The organism is Cronobacter malonaticus LMG 23826 (genome assembly GCF_001277215.2).
GTDB classification, from domain to species: Bacteria; Pseudomonadota; Gammaproteobacteria; order Enterobacterales; family Enterobacteriaceae; genus Cronobacter; species Cronobacter malonaticus.
In genome coordinates, this window is sequence record NZ_CP013940.1 from 2,224,058 (window position 1) to 2,244,916 (window position 20,859).

Genomic DNA, 20,859 nt, shown 5'->3' on the forward strand with positions numbered 1-20,859 from the left:
CCGCCACGCTTTGCAGGAAAACACGATGTCCACCATTAATGATGTCGCGCGCCTGGCGCGCGTCTCAAAAGCCACCGTTTCCCGCGTACTCAGCGGCAATCGCGGCGTGAAGGAAGAAAGCCGTCTCGCAGTGCTGCGCGCCGCCGAGATGCTGAACTATCAGCCAAACGCCATAGCGCAGTCACTCTCCAGCCAGATGACCCACTGTATAGGCGTGATTTGCGCCAGCGAACATATTCAGCAGGCCACCTGCTGGTTACAGGCGCTGGAAAAAGAGCTCAGCCGACACGGCAAACATCTGCTGCTGCGTTTTGCGAGTACGCCGCAGGAGGTGACACGCGCCCGCGCCGAGCTGGATTCCGGCCTCTGCGACGCGCTGATGATTGTCGGTGCCCGCTTTCCTCTGCCCCCGCTTGATAACGACGTAATTCTGGTGGACTGTCTGAGCGCCGACACGGCACAGGGTATTCTTTTCGACTGGTTGTTCGCAGCGCAAACGGCGGTGCAGTATTTATGCAGCCACCAGCGGCGCGACATCGCGCTGATTAACTTCCCGGCGGGCGATGCGGCGGCGGAGATTTTACAAGGGTATCGTCAGGCGGCAGAAAATCACCTGATCCCGTTTCATCGCCAGCGCGTCATTGAAGATGAGCCGGTGTTGCGTATCGCCCTGCAAAAGCTCATAAACAGCGGCGTGAAATTTAATGCGCTGCTGGTGACCGATGACAGCCAGGCGCGCGAAGCGGTGGCGATGCTACGTGAATACCGTTTCGCGATGCCGGAGCAGATTCTGGTGTTCAGCCTTGAGAGTTCAGGGCGCGGAATGGGGCTTGAGAGCGTTCCGGCGATCGGGTATTCGCTGGAGAGTATCGCCCGGCAGGCGGTGGCGCTGCTTTCCGGCGGCGCGCCGGGCGAACGGGTACGTGGAACGCTGGTCAGCGCCTGAACGTACCCGCGATAGATTATTCGGCGGGGTGAAGCTGGGCGGTAATGGCTGCTGCGGCTTCGCGAGACGCCAGCACGCGCTCGACCGTATCCACCACGGCCTGGGTCTGCGGATCGATTTCAATATTCACCCGCTGACCCAGTTTTTTGGTGCCAAGCGTGGTGCGCTGGAGCGTTTCCGGGATCAGGAAAACGCAGAAGCGCGTCGCCGTCACTTCTCCCACCGTCAGGCTGATACCGTCGATGCCGATATAGCCTTTGTGCAGGATATACTTCATCAGCGTCGGGTCCTGAATTTTAAACCAGATCTGCCGGTTATTTTCCGACGTCAGAATCTTCGCAACCTCTGCCGTGGTCATAATATGCCCGGACATTAAATGCCCGCCAATTTCATCGCTGAATTTCGCGGCGCGTTCAATGTTCACCACATCGCCCGGCTGTAAATCCCCGAGATTGGTGATCCGCAGCGTTTCTTTCATTAAATCGAAGCTGACGCGATTGCCGTTAATTTCCGTTACCGTCAGGCAGCAGCCGTTGTGCGCCACCGATGCGCCCGTCTCTAGCCCCGGCAGAAGCTCATCTGGCAGCTCCACCACATGGGTGCGGAAATTCGGTTTTTCATCGATAGCCACGACTTTCGCGGTGCCCTGAACAATACCGGTAAACATATTTTGCCACTCCTGGATTCGCTAACATGGCGGCGCTCAGCCGCGAGATTCATAACCAGAACAATAACAGGTGGAATATGCCCTTGCCAGCCTGAGCGGCTTTAAGCGCATTATTTCACTGGCTTAATAGTGAACTCTCGCTACAATAGTCTGACTAATTCCCCTGCATTTTCTTCTTGCTGCCCGTTGCGGCGGCTTTTTTGTCTCTCAAATAACAACAATATACAGGTGTTCACGTGCAGAAGTATTTTGTCGAAGCGCGTCAGTTATTAGCTCTGGCAATCCCGGTGATTTTCGCGCAAATCGCCCAGACCTCAATGGGGGTTGTCGATACCATCATGGCCGGCGGCTACAGCGCCACCGATATGGCGGCGGTCGCCATCGGGACCTCGATCTGGTTGCCTGCTATCCTCTTTGGTCACGGCCTGCTGCTGGCGCTCACGCCAGTCATCGCTCAGCTTAACGGCTCAGGCCGCCGCGACCGCATCGCGCATCAGGTACAGCAAGGCTTTGTACTGGCCGGGCTTGTGTCGGTGCTTATCATGATTGTGTTGTGGAACGCCGGTCATATCATCCGCGCGATGCATAACATCGATCCTGTACTCGCCGATACCGCGGTGAATTATCTGCGTGCGCTGCTGTGGGGCGTGCCGGGTTATCTCTTCTTCCAGGTCATGCGTAACCAGTGCGAAGGGCTGGCCAAAACCACGCCGGGCATGGCGATGGGCTTTATCGGCCTGCTGGTGAATATTCCGGTGAACTATATCTTCATCTACGGTCATTTCGGCATGCCGGAACTGGGCGGCGTCGGCTGCGGCGTGGCGACTGCCTCGGTGTACTGGGTGATGTTTTTCTGTATGCGTCTGTGGGTGAAACGCGCGCGCTCGATGCGTGATATTCGCCTGCTGCCGGGCAGCAGGCGCTTTGACTGGCCGGTTATCCGTCGTCTGGCGCAGATTGGTATGCCGGTGGCGCTGGCGCTGTTTTTCGAGGTCACGCTGTTTGCGGTCGTGGCGCTGTTAGTGTCGCCGCTCGGGATTGTCGATGTGGCAGGCCATCAGATTGCACTCAACTTTAGCTCGCTGATGTTCGTGCTGCCGATGTCGATGAGCGCCGCAGTGACCATTCGCGTTGGTTTCCGTCTCGGGCAGGGATCGACGCTCGAAGCGCAGACCTCTGCTCGCACCGGCATCGTGGTGGGCATCTGCCTTGCAGTGGGGACAGCGCTCTTTACCGTTGTGTTCCGCGAGCCTATCGCCCTGCTCTATAACGACAACCCGGAAGTGGTTACCCTCGCCTCGCACCTGATGCTGCTGGCGGCAATTTATCAGATTTCCGATTCGATTCAGGTGATCGGCAGCGGCGTGCTGCGCGGCTATAAAGATACGCGCTCGATATTCTTTATCACCTTTATCGCTTATTGGGTTCTCGGCCTGCCGAGCGGCTACATTCTGGGGCTGACCGACTGGGTGGTGGAACCGATGGGCCCGGCGGGTTTCTGGTTCGGCTTTATCCTCGGCCTGACCTCGGCCGCCATCATGATGATGTGGCGCATGCGTTACCTGCAACGCCTGCCGTCGGAAACCATCCTGGCGCGTGCCGCGCGCTAATCCAGACGCCGCCTGAGGGCGGCGTTTTTTTATCCGCCTGATGCCTACCCGCCCGCCACGCCGATCACTTTGTCAGCATTCTGCGCAAATACGCGGCAATCGCGTGAAATATGAAAGAAAATTGACGTTTGCCCCTTGCCAGGTGACGGGGCTGCCGTTAATATTCGTCCCCGCTGTCACACAGCAATGCGTTCATAGCTCAGTTGGTTAGAGCACCACCTTGACATGGTGGGGGTCGTTGGTTCGAGTCCAATTGAACGCACCATCCTAATGTGCGTCCGTAGCTCAGTTGGTTAGAGCACCACCTTGACATGGTGGGGGTCGGTGGTTCGAGTCCACTCGGACGCACCATTCAGTAGTCTTCAGGTTTCCTCTTTCTGTTCTTCTTAAATCTTCTGATGCAATGCATGTCAGTCAGTCTTTCCGACAGTGTCTTATCATTATTATGTATTCTGCGGATGCGGTGAAGTTGCGTGGTCATCATTCTGGTGAAGGTCATCATTGCGCGGCCTGAGCTTGAATTATCTCATTCAGCGGTTACAGCCGCTCGCTGAACACGCGCTGGCAGGCAATTTTGCCCTGCCAGGTAAACGATAACAGTGTGTTCGCTCCCACACCAGCATGCGCGAGTCGCGAAAGGTGGTAAGCGTGAGAGAGAAATAATCATACCGGGCACAGGCGAGTTATCGCCGTCTGACAGTGCTGATAATATGCTCTGCCATCTGTTCAATCTCCTGCGCATTCATGGGGGGATTATTTTTGGCCTGTCGACTGTCCTGCATCACATATAGCAATAGATCTGGCTGCACATTTCTGGCTTTGTGATCCCCGCGGACATAAGCAACATAACCATAATTAATATAATTAATGTGGTTAATTACATGTCCTTCAGAATCATAGACTGGGACATCTTTGTATATCGCCTTAACAAAGGTTCCAAGTCCGGTACGGCCATCCATTTTAATGGTTCGCCATTTCGGCTTGATCAACTCTTTTGACACCGCAGACCACTGATATTGCCAGTTCCATAGCCACGAAACATAATCTTTATCATTCAGGTCATCCTCTTTACCCGCTTTGGGTTTCATCCCAAGATCCTGAAAAAATATCGTCACATCCGGATGAGCTTTTAGACGATACATGACAGCCATATTACGGGGCTCGTGCCCGGAATCGCCTGCAATAAATCCGTAAGGTAAGCAAAAGCCTTTTTCTGATGGAATCTCAAAGAGATCGCGTGATCTGAAGCGTTTCAGAAGTGAAATCACTTCTGGTTCAGAATTACGCAACTGCGCTTCAGCCGTCTGCGACTTATTACCTGTATCTTTAGAGTTTACGCTCCAGAAATGATAAAGGCGATCCTGACTATTTATATAAATTGTATATCCGCTATAATCATAATTTACAAAAGCGTTAATGTAATCCTTTATAATGTATTGGTGTTTCCTTTTAAACTCAGCATTCACAGTGATTGGCTTATCAATGAGATCGAGTTCTTCTTTATTTTTTTGTGTTTCTATATTAAAGTTAAAACTGTCTATCCTTTTTTTCTTATATAAATTAAAGTCTATATCGCCACTGCTTTTGCTCGATATACCCAATCTATATTTTCCATAATAAAAAGATGAAAACTGTGCCTGAGCAGTATCTATTTTTGAAATATCATACTCCCTTCCAAATGTTATTCCATTAGCTGCATATCGACTAACAATAAAAAAACCATTAGTTTCTACCTTGGGTTTTGGAGCAAGAAACCCCTTTAAAGGATATAATGCAACGTCCGCACCATTCGGTAATGAAAATGTATAATATCCAACGCACTCATTCCTCCAGATTGAATTTGGCATTGTATTTGAATAACCAATGGTCGTATAAAAAAAAAGTAAAATCATTTTTTTCATTTAAATCAACCCATCTGAATTTTATTCTTCGTTTTTGGCAATTAGGGTTTGTTCTTTACCATTGCGTTCATTCTCGGCAATAAGTTTCATATTACATTGTATTAGATTGTTTTCACCCTCTGTCCAATGCACAGGAAATTGATGAATAAATCCTTTAGTATTAACCAAGCCAGAATTTTTATAGCCTCTCCAAAACATTATCGAAAACGGCATTTTTTCTTCTTTAGCTATATTATTAACTGTTACTATAGGCCAAATCGATGCCCTTTTAACTGAGCTTTGAACTGTAGTTTCTGAACCATTATCTTCGTGGTAACTTTCATTATCTAAATCGTTCTCTTGACACGTGTTTCTGGGTATGAAATCAAATATATCTTCATAAATTTTTGCATTATACTTTGCAATCATCTGTATCTTTTTCCAGCTATTGGGGGAAGCTGGCTTATTCATTACTTCTGCACATTCACCTGACGCGCTCCCAAGCCACTTACGCCACGCCTTTTGCCGCAGTTGTCGGGCAAAGTTACGATACGGCACAGAATTACCACTTCCGTCAAGGTCGGTATAACCGTGTTCTGTATCTGATATTAGCACTGCAAGTTCAGAATCCCTGTCGCCATCCAGACTAAGGTCATTAATATTCGCGCTTCCTATCAGAACATATCTATCGTCCACAATGGTCAGTTTGCTGTGCACATATATCTGCTCCGTCACTACCATTCCGTTTATTTGCGCATGGTCACGCAGATTTAACAATGTAACATATTGATTACACGCATCCATTGGAATATCGGTATAATAATTTTCACTTAGCCGCTCGAGTTCTTTTATTTTTTTGGCCCATTATTTACGGGGTGCCGCCTGTAATTCAAGTTGCTGTCTGACCCACAGGCTACGTCGAACAAGATTTAAAAGGCTGCGAGAACCGAATACCAGTGACTGGCGTGTCAGATGTATCTGTGCAACTATTGACGGATCATCAAGCCTACCTTCGGGATGAACCGGCAATACAATGTAAACATGAAATGGCTGTACCATGTGGCTCAATATTGCACGCTTTATGCGTTCACCAAGCCATTCGGCCACCGGATTTTTGGGCATATCTTCATCCGGAAAGAGGCGGGTAGCCCATGCACTTATTGACGGATTAATATTCCTGGCTACCGGACTCAGAGGGGTATTTTGTTCAATTGACGAGTTACCGAATGCCGATACAAAAAATTGATTTTCAATATAAATATAATGTTCTGCTTTACTGATGAGCAGAAGAAGGCTGCGTAAGATATCATCTTGTTTGAGTTTCGGCTCAGCCATAACTCCAGGGTTATTTTTATATTCGTCGCGCCGCATATTCAGCGAAGCACTGCGCAATACCTGTACCTGACAGGATCCTTTTTTTTCTGACGATATATTTGGTATTTCGAGTTCTGGAATAGCAGTTTGTAACGGATTAACCGGGCAGCGATGAGAGTAACTGTTCCAGCGTAATACAAAATTCTTGACTAAATCATTCACGGCCGGGCCTTCTATTTGCACCTGATAATCCTGCCAGGGCATGCGGGGTTGAATTTTCGGATCCAGATAGACACTATCCTTCGAACTTCCCTGGGACTGCCATAGTTGATGCTTCAATACAGTATCAATAATATGCTGAACGCTGTGCGACTGCCGTTTTTCCAGGCGCTGCAGCTCATCCGGCTGGTGCATATGTGAGTATTTATCTACTGTTATAATATATTCATCCAAAGGATTGTAGCCCGTACTGTGAAGCATGGGTGGAATACAGGAATTATACATGTTCATCCCCTGCCGCCCTTCCGCATCGGCCAGCAAACCATAATGTCCATCATAACGTCCGTACGCAAGATCAATGCCTCCGACAAAAGCTATTCTGTTATCAATGATTACACACTTCTGGTGATGAGAAAAGAATGGACCTGATTTTGAGCCTGCACACTGGATATAAAAAGCCTGCTTTCCCAGGAATGTATTCATTGCAGCAAACACTCTTTCCGTTGCAGCCGAATAGGTTTCTAGCAGCGCCGAGTTTTTCCACGGCATAATATAAACTTTTAAGTCGTGATTTTTTTTAACAGCCTCTAACAGTGCATCAACCAGCCGTATTCCCTGTGCCAATTGGGCATCCCAGTTAACCTGCCATCCTGTAATGTAAATACTTTTTTTTGCCTGCTTGAAAATTTCAATCAAAGCAAAAAAGTATTCTTTTCCGCCAAGAAATGCTTGTATAGCATTGCCCTCAGTATATTCAGCGAAGTTCTCTGATTGACATTCGGCACCACTGGTATAATGCACCCAATGACTGTGAGTGGCTGTTGCAAGATAGCTTTCTTGACCTTTATCATCAAAATAGATACTGCACTGATTCATTCCATTGTCTAACTTGAGCATCGTCAGTTCCTCATCCTGAGAGATTCCAGCATTGTTCCGCTTAATTGCTGCTCTGCTTTTATACACTGTGTAAGTTTTTCACCTAGTCGTGTATTGCCTGCAATAGAGTTAAAGAGGGGATGAAATCCCATTGCATCCAGAGCACAGAGATCTTTTATATTCTCCTGACTAACGTCAGGAATTATATTAAAATAAAGTTGATGAGCCCGATGCCCGATAACTAACCATAACTGGCCGTAATATTGTTTTGCCAGTTGCGCCAGTTGATTCTGCTCATATTCTGAGTGTAGTACTTTGCCCTCTGCATCTGTTTTCCCCTTCATCAGCACCTCATCTGTCGTAACAGCCTGAATATAAGACTCCGCCAAAACCACCTGCCATTTGCAGCCAGACTGAGCAAGACCATTGATTCCCGGAGCATCTGCAATACGAAGAACTGGCTTAATTTCTTCTACTGGATTCTGCGAACCAAACAAATCAACAAGTGGCATAACTGGCAAATTTAAAGGCATATTTGATGCACCTGCCAGCATCGTCCTCTCCACCTTCCTCAGATATACCTGCAGTGTCCCGTACTCTATTTTCCCGGCTTCCAGCTTCAGGTAACTTCCGCCGCCGATTAAGGTGATGCGCTTTTTGCCTGCAAAGGAGATATCACTCACCGACGTCAGGGTGAGTTTCTTCTCTGCCGCCAGCTGCATGCCGCCGTTCTGCGCCTGCACTTCCACCGGGCCTTCGCCCGATTTCAGGCTCAGCGGCCCGCTGCGGGCGAACAGCCCCAGCTTCTCACCCGCCAGCGCTGTCATGTTGCCCATCACGCCCACGCTGATGTCGCCGCCGGCATTCACCGCCACGTTTTTTGTGGCCGTAAGCTGCATATGCTCGCCGCTGGTGAACGCCATCCCTTCCGGGGCGGACACGTGTATCATTTCGTTCAGCGGTTTCAGCCGCTCGCTGAACATCGCGCTCTGGCTGGCGATGTCCGCCTGCAGCGCGTTCGCCGCCTCTGCCGCAGCGGAGAGCTGCGCTATCTGCTGCAGGCACAGGTCGATTTCCTTCAGCGCCGTCTCCCGGTCCAGTACCTCGCCTGCCGCCTTCTGCTGGCCGTCAGCGCTGATAAACAGCCCCTTTGCCACGCGAATAACACCATATTCGTCGGTGCGCAGTTCAAAGCCCGCCCCGCGCGGTTTGTCCTGCCCGTCCACCAGCCGGCCTTCACCGAGCTGCGTTTTGCCGTATTCGGTGGTCAGGTAAATGTGCTCTTCACCCCGTTTATCTTCCATAAGCAGTTCGTTCTGCGCGGGCGTGCGCAGGATATTGCGGCTGCGGTTTCTGGACATTAATAATGCCCGGCTGCATCAGCGGCAGCGCAAGTAGCAAGGTAACGCTATCCTGACCTGCCAGCTCACCCGGGTTAAGTTCGCGCGGTGGCGGCGGGATATCGCTGTTAAGCGTATCTACCAGCGTGCCATCCGGTAGCCATAAGCGCAGCGCCCGTACCTGAATCCGTCCGGATGACAGCAGTTCATCATCCAGTTCAACGCTCTCGACGCCCCACGGAAAAGGCGTTGAGAACGCCGACACACCGGCATTCGTGAACGCTTCCCATGCAGACTGTTGCTGGAACTGCTGAGGGGACAGCAGCGCCCCCTCGTTCCACAATGGTCGATATATCTTCATTCCATCTCCGACCGTCACGCTTTCGCTTTCGGCATCTGCGACACCAGTGACAGGCTGACGTCCATACCCTCCACCTGGAAATGCGGTACGGCATACAGCCTGACGCGGAAGAAGCCCGGGTTGTCCTCGATATCTTCCACCACCACTTTCGCGTCACGCAGCGGGTGCGACGCCTGCAGCTCGTCGCCCGGATCGGTCATCTCCGTCACCAACCCGCGCACCCAGTTATTCAGTTCCAGCTCCAACAGGCGGCGGTCTTTGGTGGTGCCGATGTTCTCGCGCTGAATAAGCTTCAGGTAATGCGCGATGCGCGACAGCAGGAAGATGTACGGCAGGCGCGCGTTGATGCGGCTGTTGGCGGTGGCGTCCGGCGTGTCATACAGCGCCGGTTTCTGCGCGGAGTTCGCGGAGAAGAAGCAGGCGTAATCGCGGTTTTTGTAGTAGGAGAGCGGGATAAAACCGAGGTTCGCGAACTCGAATTCGCGGGTTTCCGGGATCATCACTTCCGACGGGATTTTCACCTGATTGCCGGTGCCCAGATCGTAAAGATGGATCGGCAGGTCCTGCACCGCCCCGCCCGCCTGCGGGCCGCGGATCTGCACGCACCAGCCGTTTTTAATGAAGCTGCGTACCATATTGGCAGCGAAGGCGAATGAAGCGTTGGTCCACAGATATTTTTCGTGATCCGGGCCTTTCACCTCTTCCACATAGTTAAAGCTGCGCACCGGCACGGTGTCCGGACCGTACGGCAGGCGGCCCAGCACGCGCGGCATGGTGAGACCGATATAGCGGGCATCGTCGGTGTCGCGGAAGGATTTCCACTTGATGTATTCCGCGCGGTCAAAGTAGTTGCCGATATCCTTGATGGCCGCCACCTCTTCCATTGAATCTTTCAGGAAGAATTTCGGGCCGACGGCGCCGATAAACGGCATGTGCGCCGCGGCGGAGACTTTAGAGATGTTGCGCAGCAGCGCCATATCCTGCGCGCTGGCGTCAAACTCATACGAGGAAATCACCGCGCCCACCGGCTCGCCGCCGGGCGTGTCATATTCCGCCGTGTAGGTGTGCCAGTAGAGGCCGCTCTGGACAATTTCCGGCGCGTCCTCGAAGTCCTGACGCAGATCCTCTTTGGAGATATCGAGAATTTCAGTGCGCACGTTCTGGCGGTAATCGGTGCGATCCACCAGATGCTTCAGGCCACGCCACAGGGATTCCACTTTCTGGAAGTCGCTGTGGTGCATCACAGCATCCAGTTGCCGGCTGATTTGCCAGTCCAGCTCGGCGATATGATGGTCGAGCAGGGTTTTGTCGAGCTTTTCAACCTTCTGGCCGGACTGTTTCAAGCGCTCAAGGAAAACCTGAACCGCCGCGGTCACGCGCTCATCGGCGGAGGCATCGGCCAGGCTCTGGCTGTCCTGCCAGGTATCGATATCGCCAAGCGCGGCGACCGGGTGAAGGTTAATTTTTTCAAACAGCGAGGCGTAGACGCCGCCGGTGGTTTCCAGCACCTGCGTGTCGCCAGCAGAAGAAGAAGGGGTGTTCTGAACAGACATCAGCATTTCTCTCAGTGATCCGTAATAAACCCGGTGCGCCTCAGGCGTTTTTCGGGGCCAGCGAAGCCAGTTCCGCGCGCAGGCCATCGCTCAGCGCCGGATCTTTTAAGATGGTTTCCAGCTCCTTGCGGAAGGTGGCGTTATCAAGGAGATTGGATTTCAGGTCGCGCAGTAAATTACGCATCGCGAGCATGGCTTTCAGCTGGGGAATTTGCCGCGCCACATGCTCCGGCTCGAAATCTTTCATCTGACGGAATGTCAGGCGCACGTTTTCCTCGCGCCCGTCGCCTGCCAGCGTATTTTCCACGGCGAGATTCACCGCCGGTGAAAATTCAGCAAGCACGCTGTCAAAATTATTTTTATTAACATCGATTTTATTACGTTCAGAAAGCGGGCGGTGCTCCTGACCGTTACTGAAATCACCGGTAACCAGTAATTTCAGCGGCAGCTCGACTTTTTTCTGCGCACCACCGGTATGCAGATTTAACTTCAGGTTAATACGGGCTTTAGGAATTTCTTCCTGAAATGAACCAGACATGACGTGTTCCTTCATTAAGGCAATTTGACGTTGACGGAAAGAACAGGGAGCGTCAGCGACAATCCCTGCCGCATTCTCTGCCGCATCCTTTACGACAGATAAAATCAATGACTTTAAATATGTTACGCCAGGAGAAAGGTTTAACAAGAGGCTCAATTCTTATATCTGTTACACTGCATTTCAGAATTAAATAAAATTCACAGACCCCATCCTATATAACGTTAAAACCAATCAGATAAGTGTATTTATACACAAAAAGAGTGACGCACAGATGTAAATTACATCCGGTTCTGGACGATAAACAAACGGTAAAAATATTCAGTACGGAACAAAGACAAATTCACCTCATAAATAAACGCCGCCTTGATAATAAAAACCATCACCAAAATAGATTTCAGAGATTAATTCCTATGCCTATGCAATTCATATGCAAAATACATTCAACATCCGAATAATACTTGAAGCGCTAATTCGTTGGTGGCGATTTATAAACTGGAACTATATACCGCCGCTACGCAATTTCAGCGCGGATTAAACGTAGCGGCGTCCCACCCTCACCACTCATATTCACTGACAAACGCCTTCTTTTTCACTTTATCATAGAGGCATATCAGGCTAACCTTGTGCTTCATCTTCGGCATTTTGCTTTTCATTAGTAACCCTGCCATATCCGTTTCATCCGGGAATAAAACCGGTTTCGACGTTTGCACATCCTTTCCCCCGGCAGCACTTACGCACGCCTTATTCATCTCTGAAAACAGCGCCTGCCAGCTTTCATCGCTTGAGGCAAACACAGGGATACTGCACGTAACACACCCCAATAACACCATCGATGGGATCAGTTTCATCATTGTGCTCCAGATAAGCATTGCGCCATGCGTACACAAGAGAGCATAGCGCGTGAATAGTCGTCTGACAGAAAAGAGAAAAACATCATGACCTCAACAGCACGTAAAATCGTTATTACAGGCGGCCCTGGCGGCGGCAAAAGTACCCTGCTGCATATCCTTGCCCGCGCAGGATGGAACACATCGCCTGAAACCGGCAGAGCAATCATTCAGGAACAGATGCGCACCGGTGGCGTTGCTCTCCCCTGGGAGGATAAAGCAGCGTTCGCGGCGCTGATGTTCAGCAGAGAAAAGCATGCGTGGCATGCGGCCGACGCGATCGATAACGTGGTTTTCTTCGACAGAGGCATTCCCGATATCGTGGGTTATCTGACACTGTGCGAATTGTCGGTGCCGGAAGCGCTGCACCAGGCTGCGATGCGGCTGCGCTACGCCAGCACCGTTTTTATCGCGCCGCCGTGGGAAGCTATCTTCACGCAGGATGCCGAGCGCAGGCAGACTTTCGACGAGGCGGTACGCACCTTTGAAGTTATGAAGCGCGTTTATACCCGCTATGGCTATCAACTGGCGGAACTTCCTTTCACCACGCCGCAGGCGCGAGCCGACTGGATTCTGGCGCAAACGGCGCTTATACGGCCCCGCCAGTGATGCTGACGGAGCGTATTTTTATTGCGCGGTTACAACCCACTCAGGCGATCTTCATCCGATTTGGTGAGCGGCCGCCAGGTGCGGTTTCTGATGGACGTAATAGCATACGCGGCGCGTGCCGTTCTGCCGTTACCATCGGGGAACGGGTGCCAGCCGGTTATCCAGGCGAAGAGACATTGCGGATAGTGCGGCGAACCGGCAGAGACAGAACTCATCCCAAGCTGGTGGCTGAATAACTCTCGTCCGGCAAACGAAGACGGCACCGGCGTGTCATTCGGCACAATACCGCGGGGCGTGGCACTGGTGCCAGGTGCGACCCGGCGGTGCAGCTCTTCGACATCGGAAATCGACGAGATCGAAAATCCAAAGTTCAGGTAATGTGAGAGATAGCTTTTAATCAGCGGCGCGGTGCCCGCCGTTGAAGTGGATGCCCCGGCAATCCACTGCGCGGCTTCTTCCAGCGCCTCATCTTCCGTTATCTGCATCGGCGTTCCAGGATGCGCTGGGCTGAGCCGCGCGAAATGCCCTGCCAGCCGGGCCAGTTTTTTGCACTCAATCGTCAGTAACACGCCCAGCATCTCTTTGTCCTCGACACTCAGCGCGCGGACCGTATGCGTGATGAGATTATTGGCGGGCACAGTGCCAATGGCGCGAACAAGCTCGTTGTAACCCTCGGCTTTGGCGTAGTCGCTGGGTTTCAGCATCAGATATCCCTCATCTGTTTTATTTATCAGCAGCCCATCCCGCTGACAAACAGGATAAAAAGAGTTTCAGTATTGCCTCTATCGCGGTTTTCTGCCCGGACGAGCGCCGCATAGTATTTTAACGATGCGGCATTTTAGCGGTTTCAGAAAATCCTTATGATGGGTGACGTTGTTTTACCGGCCCGCGCGGATAACGTTATGGCACCTGCGTGCCGGAAGGCGAAAAGCCCGCCTCCCATAACGCTTTCGCCTCTCCCGCGTCAGTATCAAAAAAGGCCACTCGCGTGGCCTCACTCCTTTTACACCTCCGGGAACACCAGATTATTGCCCGGCGCTTCGCGATGAAGATGAATAAAGTTCAGGTGACGCTCGTACTGGTCGAGGATATCGATAATCACCTGCTCTTTGTTGTAATCCATCAGATCATTGCCCTGGCTGCCCTCCAGCAGGAAGGTTTCCAGGCGGAAATAGTGCGATTTCCCGCGGCGGGCGCGGTAGGTAAAGCCCGGCACCGAATATTGCTGCGGCCACACCTGATAAATAAAATCCTGCTCCTCGCCAAGATGCACGCGCAGATCCAGATACCCCAGCGGCGTCTCGTCTTCCGGCGCCACTTTTCTCAGCGTCACGCGGCCACCGCGCAGTTCCAGCTCTTTCGCCACATCTTCCATCGCCGGAAAAATCACGGTTTCCATCATCTGCTGGGTATAGCGCGTTCCCGGATAATTCATCAGGCGTGACAGGCGTTTTTTCCAGCTCAGGCGGTCGTTGCCCGACGGAATATACGGCGCCGTATCGCGGCTGGCGCTGGCGCGACGGTGGTCTTCCACCTTCAGCGATTTATACAGCCCGGCCATGATGAAGAAAATGACGAAGCTGAACGGCAGCCCCATGATAACCGTCGTGTTCTGCAGCGCCGAGATGCCGTTGGTCATCAGCATCCCCATCGTCAGCACCCCGATGGCGACCGACCAGAAAATACGCAGCCAGTTCGAGGCGTCGCTGTTAATGTCTTTCAGCTTCGACGTGAAGTTCGCGAGCACCAGCGAGCCGGAATCGGCGGACGTCACATAAAACAGCATGCCGGTGATGGTCGCAACCGACGCGCTCAGTTTAAACGCCGGATACTCCGCCAGCAGGCTGTAGAAGCCGCGTTCGGCGTGAGCGATAACTTCCTGCGCAAAGCCTGCGTCGCCGTGAATGATCTCATACAGCGCCGCGTTGCCGAACACCGAGAGCCACAGCAGCGTAAAGGTAAACGGAATAATCAGCGTGCCGAGCACGAACTGGCGAATGGTGCGTCCGCGCGAAATACGCGCCAGGAATAGCCCGACAAACGGCGACCACGCCACCCACCAGGCCCAGAAAAAGAGCGTCCAGCTGTTCATCCACTGGCGCGGCATATCAAAGGCGAAGGTATTGAGCGTCATCCCCATAAAACGGTTGATGTAATCGCCAATATTGAGCACCAGCGCGTTCAGCAGAAAATCCGTTTTGCCCATGAAGAGCACAAACAGGATAAGCCCCAGCGCCAGGATAACGTTCAGCTCCGAAAGAAAACGAATACCTTTATCGACGCCCGACGTCACCGAAATGGTGGCGATAATCACCGACAGCACAATCAACGCCATCTGCGCCGTCAGCCCTTCCGGGATATCGAACAGCACTTTCAGGCCGTAGTTAAGCTGCACCACCCCGATGCCAAGCGTCGTCGCGATGCCGAAAATGGTGCCGATCACCGCCGCGATATCGACGGTGTGGCCGATAGGTCCGTTAATGCGCTTGCCGAAAATCGGGTACAGCGCGGAGCGGATAGTCAGCGGCAGGTTATAGCGATAACTAAAGTAGCCGAGCGCAATGCCCATCAGCGCGTACATTGACCAGCCCGTCAGACCATAGTGAAACAGCGTCCAGACCATCGCCTGGCGCGCGGCTTCGATGGTTTCCCCTGCCCCTGTCGGCGGCTGCATATACTGCGTGACCGGCTCGGCCACCGAGAAAAACATCAGGTCGATACCGATGCCTGCGGCAAACAGCATCGCCGACCAGCTCAGCAGGCTGAATTCGGGTTTTGACTGTTCAGGCCCGAGTTTAATATCGCCATAGCGCGAGCAGGCCATGAAAATAACGAAAACGATGTAGAGCGTGGCGGCCAGCATGTAATACCAGCCAAACGTCGCCGAGACCCAGTTAACCGCCGTCTGGATCCATGCCGCAGACAGCTCACTGAAGAAGATAGTGACCAGTGAAAAAGTCAGAATCAGCGCGGCTGAGGTGTAAAACACCACGGGGTTGATTCTGTTTTTTTCACTGGCAGGTGGATTAGTCATCGGTTACCTCTGGTTAATATCCTGTCAAAAATGAAAGTGTTAGCGTGTTTCTTATTCTTCGCCCCGCAAGGCGCGTCTCTTCTCCTTTCCAATAGTTCATAGCGGTGATTAATCGCCTTTTAGCGTAGCGTACCGCTCCGCTTTTGCGACAAATCAATCACAGTATCTTAACAATTTCTTTTTTTATATTGAACGTCCAATCAAAAAAAGTTCTAATAGATATTAACAACGTGGTGAAGCGGAGTCCGGGTTATGCCCAAAGTAGGAATGCAGCCGATACGGCGCAGGCAATTAATCGATGCAACGTTAAGCACCATCAATGACGTTGGAATCAACGACGCCACCATTGCGCAGATTGCGCGCCGGGCAGGCGTGTCAGCGGGCATTATCAGCCACTACTTTAAGGACAAAAACGGCCTGCTCGAAGCGACGATGCGCGACATCACTCGCCAGCTTCGCGATGCCGTCGCCGCCCGTCTCAGACCGCTCGCCCAGGCCAGCACCGAGGCGCGCCTGCTGGCAATTGTTGAAGGCAACTTCGATGACACCCAGGTGCACAGCGCGGCGATGAAAGCGTGGCTCGATTTCTGGGCCAGCAGCATGCATCAGCCGCAGCTCGGGCGGCTTGAGCGCGTCAGCAGCCGCCGCCTGTTTTCAACGCTCGCCGCGGAGTTTCGCCGCGAGCTGCCGCGCGAACAGGCGCGGCTGGCGGCGCATGGGCTGGCGTCGCTCATTGATGGCCTGTGGCTGCGCGCAGCACTCAGCGGCCAGCCGTTCAATCTGGAGACCGCCCGCACGCTTACCACCCAATTCATCCGCCAGCAACTGGCTGGCGCAGCACCCCATGAGAAGGAGGAATGATGTCCCGATTCGCAGAACAGCCGCTTTATATTGACGGCAAATATGTACCCTCCGCCGCGGGTAACACCTTCCGGACCATTAACCCGGCAAACGGCGACGTGCTCGCCGAGGTGCATGAAGCAGGCAAGGCCGATGTCGACAGCGCTGTGGAAGCGGCCCGCAAAGGCCAGAAAATCTGGGCGACCATGACCGCGATGGAGCGCTCGCGCATCCTGCGTCGTGCGGTCGATATCCTGCGCGAGCGCAATGACGAACTGGCCGCGCTGGAAACGCTCGACACCGGTAAACCGCTGAGCGAAACCCAGGCGGTCGATATCGTCACCGGCGCCGACGTGCTGGAGTACTACGCCGGGCTTATCCCCTCGCTCGAAGGGCAGCAGATCCCGCTGCGCGAAACCTCTTTCGTCTATACCCGCCGCGAGCCGCTTGGCGTGGTGGCGGGCATCGGCGCGTGGAATTACCCGATCCAGATTGCGCTGTGGAAATCCGCCCCGGCGCTCGCCGCCGGCAACGCCATGATTTTCAAGCCGAGCGAAGTGACGCCGCTTACCGCGCTTAAGCTTGCGGAAATTTACACCGAAGCGGGCGTGCCGGACGGCGTCTTTAACGTGCTTAACGGCAGCGGCGCGGTCACCGGGCAACTGCTGACCGAACATCCGGGCATCGATAAAGTCTCGTTCACCGGCGGCGTCGCCAGCGGCAAAAAAGTGATGGCGAACGCGGCGGGCTCGACGCTGAAAGACGTGACGATGGAGCTGGGCGGTAAATCGCCGCTCATCATTTTTGACGATGCGGATCTCGATCTCGCCGCCGATATCGCCATGATGGCCAACTTCTACAGTTCAGGCCAGGTCTGCACCAACGGCACGCGCGTGTTTATCCCGGCGAAATGGCAGGCGGCGTTTGAAGAGAAAATCGCCGCGCGCGTGGCGCGTATCAAAGCGGGCGACGTGAACGATCCCGCCACCAACTTCGGCCCGCTGGTGAGCTTCGCGCACCGCGATAACGTCATGCGCTACATCGACAACGGGATTCGTGAAGGCGCGCGCGTGCTGTGCGGCGGTAAACGTATGACCGGTGCCGGGTTCGATAACGGCGCGTGGGTTGAGCCGACCGTCTTTACCGACTGCCGCGATGACATGACCATCGTGCGCGAAGAGATCTTCGGGCCGGTGATGTCGATTCTGACTTACGAGCGCGAAGACGAAGTGATTCGCCGCGCCAACGCCACCGATTACGGCCTCGCCGCAGGCGTCGTCACGCAGGATCTCAACCGCGCGCACCGCGTGATTCATCAGATTGAAGCCGGGATTTGCTGGATCAACACCTGGGGCGAATCCGCAGCCGAGATGCCGGTCGGCGGCTACAAACACTCCGGCGTTGGCCGTGAGAACGGGCTGATGACCCTGCAAAACTACACGCAGGTGAAATCCGTGCAGGTCGAAATGACCCGCTTTCAGTCCGTATTTTGATCCCCTTTTAACCTGAGGAACGACTAATGGAATTTGATTACATCATTATCGGAGCCGGATCCGCAGGGAATGTTTTGGCAACAAGACTGACCGAAGACAGCGATGTCACTGTATTACTGCTGGAGGCGGGTGGTCCTGACTATCGTTTTGATTTCCGCACGCAGATGCCGGCGGCGCTGGCGTACCCGTTACAGGGCAAACGCTATAACTGGGCCTATGAAACCGAGCCTGAGCCGTATATGAACAACCGCCGCATGGAGTGCGGGCGCGGCAAGGGCCTCGGCGGCTCGTCGCTGATTAACGGTATGTGTTATATCCGCGGCAACGCGATGGATCTCGACAACTGGGCGCAGCAGCCTGGCCTTGAGCGCTGGACCTATCTCGACTGCCTGCCCTACTACCGTAAGTCGGAGACGCGCGATATCGGCGCGAACGACTACCACGGCGGCGACGGCCCGGTCAGCATCACCACCTGCAAACCGGGTAACAATCCGCTGTTCGCGGCGATGATTGAAGCAGGCGTGCAGGCGGGCTATCCGCGTACCGACGATCTGAACGGCTATCAGCAGGAAGGCTTCGGCCCGATGGATCGCTTCGTCACGCCGAAGGGACGCCGCTCCAGCACCGCGCGCGGCTATCTGGATACCGCGAAGCAGCGTCCGAACCTGAAAATCATCACCCATGCCACAACCGACCGCATTCTTTTTGAGAACAAACGCGCGGTGGGCGTGGAGTATCTTCACGGTGCCAGCAACACGCCGCAGGAAGTTCATGCGCGCCGCGAAGTGCTGCTCTGCGCGGGTGCTATCGCCTCGCCGCAGATCCTCCAGCGCTCCGGCGTCGGCAATGCGGAACTGCTGAAACAGTTTGATATTCCGGTGGTGCATGATCTACCGGGCGTCGGCGAAAATCTGCAGGACCACCTGGAGATGTATCTGCAGTACGAATGTAAAGAGCCGGTCTCGCTCTACCCGGCACTGAAATGGTGGAATCAGCCGAAAATCGGCGCGGAGTGGCTATTTAATGGCACTGGTATCGGTGCCAGCAACCACTTTGAAGGCGGCGGGTTTATCCGCAGCCGTGAAGAGTTCGCCTGGCCAAACATTCAGTACCACTTCCTGCCGGTGGCGATAAACTACAACGGCTCGAACGCCGTCGAAGCGCACGGTTTCCAGTGTCACGTCGGTTCTATGCGCTCGCCGAGCCGCGGCCACGTACGCATTAAATCGCGCGATCCGCGCCAGCATCCGGCGATCCTGTTTAACTACATGTCGCACGAGCAGGACTGGCAGGAGTTTCGCGACGCCATTCGCATCACGCGCCAGATAATCAACCAGCCCGCGCTGGATAAATTCCGCGGCCGGGAAATCAGCCCGGGCATCGACTGCCAGACTGACGAACAGCTTGATGAATTTGTCCGCAACCACGCCGAGACCGCCTATCACCCGTGCGGCACCTGCAAAATGGGCAGCGATGAGATGGCCGTTGTGGATGGCGAAGGCCGCGTGCACGGACTGGAAGGCCTGCGTGTGGTGGATGCGTCCATCATGCCGCTGATTATCACCGGCAACCTGAACGCCACCACCATCATGATCGGCGAAAAAATCGCGGATAACATCCGTGGCCGCACGCCGCTGCCGCGCAGCACCGCCCGCTATTTTGTGGCGGGCGACCGCCCGGTGCGCGGCGAACCGCTGCGTTCGTAACCCTTCCCTTGCCGGTAAGCTCGCCGCTTACCGGCTTTTCGCCCTCCAGCGTCTTTCCACCCATTCCCGTATCACGTCACGGATGCGTTTCCTGCTCTGCCATCACGTCCAGTAGCCACTGTTCGAACGCCGCCAGCGCCGGATCGTTCATACCCGATTCCGCCGGTTTTATCAGACAGAACGTTTTGCTGAGGCTCACCGCTTCCGGCCACGGTGCCACCAGCGCGCCGCGCGCCAGTTCATCTTCCACATACCTGCGCGGCACCAGCGCCACGCCCTGTCCCGCCAGCGCGGCGGCGATCGCCATCTCGTGTAAGTCGTAACGCACGCCCTGCGCCGGGTTTTCCAGCGCGGTACTGGTTTCATTCGCCCACTCCTGCCACGCCTGCGGGTTCTGCCGCCGGTGAATGCGCGGCAGCGTATTGAGGTTCCCGGTGGTCAGCAGCGCCGGGTGACACACCGGCAGTAGCCGTTCTTCAAACAGCCGCGTGACGCGCATTCCGGCCCAGGCCGGATGGTCAAAATGCAGCGCGGCGTCAAAGCCGCTGCCGCTCAGAATAAACGGCTCAGTCCGGGCGGCGATGTTAAGCGTGATGTCCGGGTGACGCTCACGGAACCCGCCGAGGCGCGGGATCAGCCAGCGGCTGGTGAAGGTCGGCAGCGCCGCCAGCTCCAGATGCTGTCCGCCCTCCGGGATGCCGCGGATGTACTGCGCGTCCATATCGAGCCGCGCCAGCGTTTCCCGCACGCGCACGGCGTAGCGCGCGCCCGTCGGGTTAAGCCTGACGCGACTCCCCGTGCGGTCAAACAGCTTGCAGTCGAGCAGTGCTTCCAGCCGCGCAATCTGGCGGCTGATGGCGCTTTCGGTGAGCGCGAGTTCTTCGGCGGCTCTCGCGAAATTACCGTGACGAGCGGCCGCCTCGAACGCCTGCAGCGACGCGCTGCCGGGGATTTTTCTGCGCATGAATACGCGCTCCTTATGCGCC

Annotated in this window: 16 protein-coding genes, 2 tRNA genes and 2 pseudogenes; 8 read left to right on the forward strand and 12 right to left on the reverse strand. The window is 54.1% G+C overall.

Annotated elements, in window-relative coordinates; all coding sequences use genetic code 11:
- Positions 1-25: 25 nt before the first annotated feature.
- Complete coding sequence (locus AFK66_RS10535) at positions 26-946, forward strand: LacI family DNA-binding transcriptional regulator (protein WP_032983311.1); 921 nt, start codon at positions 26-28, stop codon at positions 944-946.
- A gap of 16 nt (positions 947-962) precedes the next feature.
- Here AFK66_RS10535 and AFK66_RS10540 read toward each other — a convergent pair whose 3' ends face one another.
- Positions 963-1,613 carry a riboflavin synthase gene (locus AFK66_RS10540; protein WP_007774549.1) on the reverse strand — a complete coding sequence of 217 codons (651 nt, stop codon included), beginning with the start codon at positions 1,611-1,613 and terminating at the stop codon, positions 963-965.
- 236 nt (positions 1,614-1,849) lie between these two features.
- Between AFK66_RS10540 and mdtK the strand changes: the two genes are divergently transcribed.
- The 3 genes from mdtK to AFK66_RS10555 all read left to right on the forward strand — a co-directional run bounded on the left by mdtK (position 1,850) and on the right by AFK66_RS10555 (position 3,574).
- Positions 1,850-3,223 (forward strand): MdtK family multidrug efflux MATE transporter, encoded by a 1,374-nt coding sequence (gene mdtK / locus AFK66_RS10545; protein WP_023898859.1) that lies wholly within the window; start codon positions 1,850-1,852, stop codon positions 3,221-3,223.
- Between the two features lie 188 nt (positions 3,224-3,411).
- Positions 3,412-3,488 (forward strand) — tRNA-Val (locus tag AFK66_RS10550).
- A 9-nt stretch (positions 3,489-3,497) separates the two neighbouring features.
- A tRNA-Val gene (locus tag AFK66_RS10555) sits at positions 3,498-3,574 on the forward strand.
- 332 nt (positions 3,575-3,906) lie between these two features.
- Here AFK66_RS10555 and AFK66_RS10560 read toward each other — a convergent pair.
- The 8 genes and pseudogenes from AFK66_RS10560 to AFK66_RS10595 form a co-directional block, all read right to left on the reverse strand.
- Positions 3,907-5,124: a T6SS immunity protein Tli4 family protein gene (locus AFK66_RS10560; protein WP_023898860.1), complete on the reverse strand. Its 1,218-nt coding sequence runs from the start codon at positions 5,122-5,124 to the stop codon at positions 3,907-3,909.
- Between the two features lie 21 nt (positions 5,125-5,145).
- The gene (locus tag AFK66_RS10565; RefSeq protein ID WP_158407256.1) at positions 5,146-5,820 is read right to left on the reverse strand and encodes a phospholipase D-like domain-containing protein; all 675 of its coding nucleotides are present in this window, start codon (positions 5,818-5,820) and stop codon (positions 5,146-5,148) included.
- Positions 5,821-5,967: 147 nt separating this feature from the next.
- Positions 5,968-7,533 carry a phospholipase gene (locus AFK66_RS10570; protein WP_007774470.1) on the reverse strand — a complete coding sequence of 522 codons (1,566 nt, stop codon included), beginning with the start codon at positions 7,531-7,533 and terminating at the stop codon, positions 5,968-5,970.
- A 2-nt stretch (positions 7,534-7,535) separates the two neighbouring features.
- Positions 7,536-8,864: pseudogene (locus AFK66_RS10575) on the reverse strand (DUF2345 domain-containing protein); the annotation flags it as partial.
- Positions 8,863-9,213 (reverse strand): annotated as a pseudogene (tssK, locus tag AFK66_RS10580) (type VI secretion system baseplate subunit TssK); the annotation flags it as partial. The pseudogenes AFK66_RS10575 and tssK, both read right to left, overlap by 2 nt.
- 14 nt (positions 9,214-9,227) lie before the next feature.
- Entirely contained in the window at positions 9,228-10,772 is a 1,545-nt protein-coding gene (gene tssC / locus AFK66_RS10585) for a type VI secretion system contractile sheath large subunit (RefSeq protein ID WP_007774462.1), read from the reverse strand.
- Positions 10,773-10,806: 34 nt separating this feature from the next.
- Positions 10,807-11,304, reverse strand: coding sequence for a type VI secretion system contractile sheath small subunit (gene tssB / locus AFK66_RS10590; RefSeq protein WP_007774460.1), 498 nt, complete (start codon positions 11,302-11,304; stop codon positions 10,807-10,809).
- 554 nt (positions 11,305-11,858) lie between these two features.
- On the reverse strand, positions 11,859-12,152 hold the full coding sequence (locus tag AFK66_RS10595; protein ID WP_032968807.1) for a hypothetical protein: 294 nt from the start codon (positions 12,150-12,152) through the stop codon (positions 11,859-11,861).
- A gap of 87 nt (positions 12,153-12,239) precedes the next feature.
- On the opposite strand from AFK66_RS10595, the gene AFK66_RS10600 reads away from it, so the two are divergent.
- Positions 12,240-12,800 carry an AAA family ATPase gene (locus AFK66_RS10600; RefSeq protein ID WP_007774457.1) on the forward strand — a complete coding sequence of 187 codons (561 nt, stop codon included), beginning with the start codon at positions 12,240-12,242 and terminating at the stop codon, positions 12,798-12,800.
- Positions 12,801-12,829: 29 nt separating this feature from the next.
- Here AFK66_RS10600 and AFK66_RS10605 read toward each other — a convergent pair whose 3' ends face one another.
- Positions 12,830-13,504, reverse strand: a complete 675-nt coding sequence (locus AFK66_RS10605) for a Fic family protein (protein ID WP_007774456.1) — start codon at positions 13,502-13,504, stop codon at positions 12,830-12,832.
- Between the two features lie 299 nt (positions 13,505-13,803).
- Complete coding sequence (locus tag AFK66_RS10610; protein WP_023898863.1) at positions 13,804-15,834, reverse strand: choline transporter; 2,031 nt, start codon at positions 15,832-15,834, stop codon at positions 13,804-13,806.
- 252 nt (positions 15,835-16,086) lie between these two features.
- Here AFK66_RS10610 and betI point away from each other — a divergent pair, with 252 nt between their 5' ends.
- Genes betI through betA form a run of 3 tightly spaced genes read left to right on the forward strand, consistent with a single transcriptional unit; the run spans position 16,087 to position 19,873 of the window.
- Positions 16,087-16,695 (forward strand): transcriptional regulator BetI, encoded by a 609-nt coding sequence (gene betI / locus AFK66_RS10615; RefSeq protein WP_004387948.1) that lies wholly within the window; start codon positions 16,087-16,089, stop codon positions 16,693-16,695.
- Entirely contained in the window at positions 16,695-18,167 is a 1,473-nt protein-coding gene (gene betB, locus AFK66_RS10620) for a betaine-aldehyde dehydrogenase (RefSeq protein ID WP_032983313.1), read from the forward strand. Before betI ends, betB begins: the two co-directional genes overlap by 1 nt.
- Before the next feature lie 26 nt (positions 18,168-18,193).
- Entirely contained in the window at positions 18,194-19,873 is a 1,680-nt protein-coding gene (gene betA, locus AFK66_RS10625; RefSeq protein WP_023898867.1) for a choline dehydrogenase, read from the forward strand.
- Positions 19,874-19,949: 76 nt separating this feature from the next.
- Here the strand turns inward: betA and AFK66_RS10630 are convergent, their stop codons facing one another.
- Complete coding sequence (locus AFK66_RS10630) at positions 19,950-20,837, reverse strand: LysR substrate-binding domain-containing protein (protein ID WP_007783891.1); 888 nt, start codon at positions 20,835-20,837, stop codon at positions 19,950-19,952.
- Between the last annotated feature and the right edge of the window lie 22 nt (positions 20,838-20,859).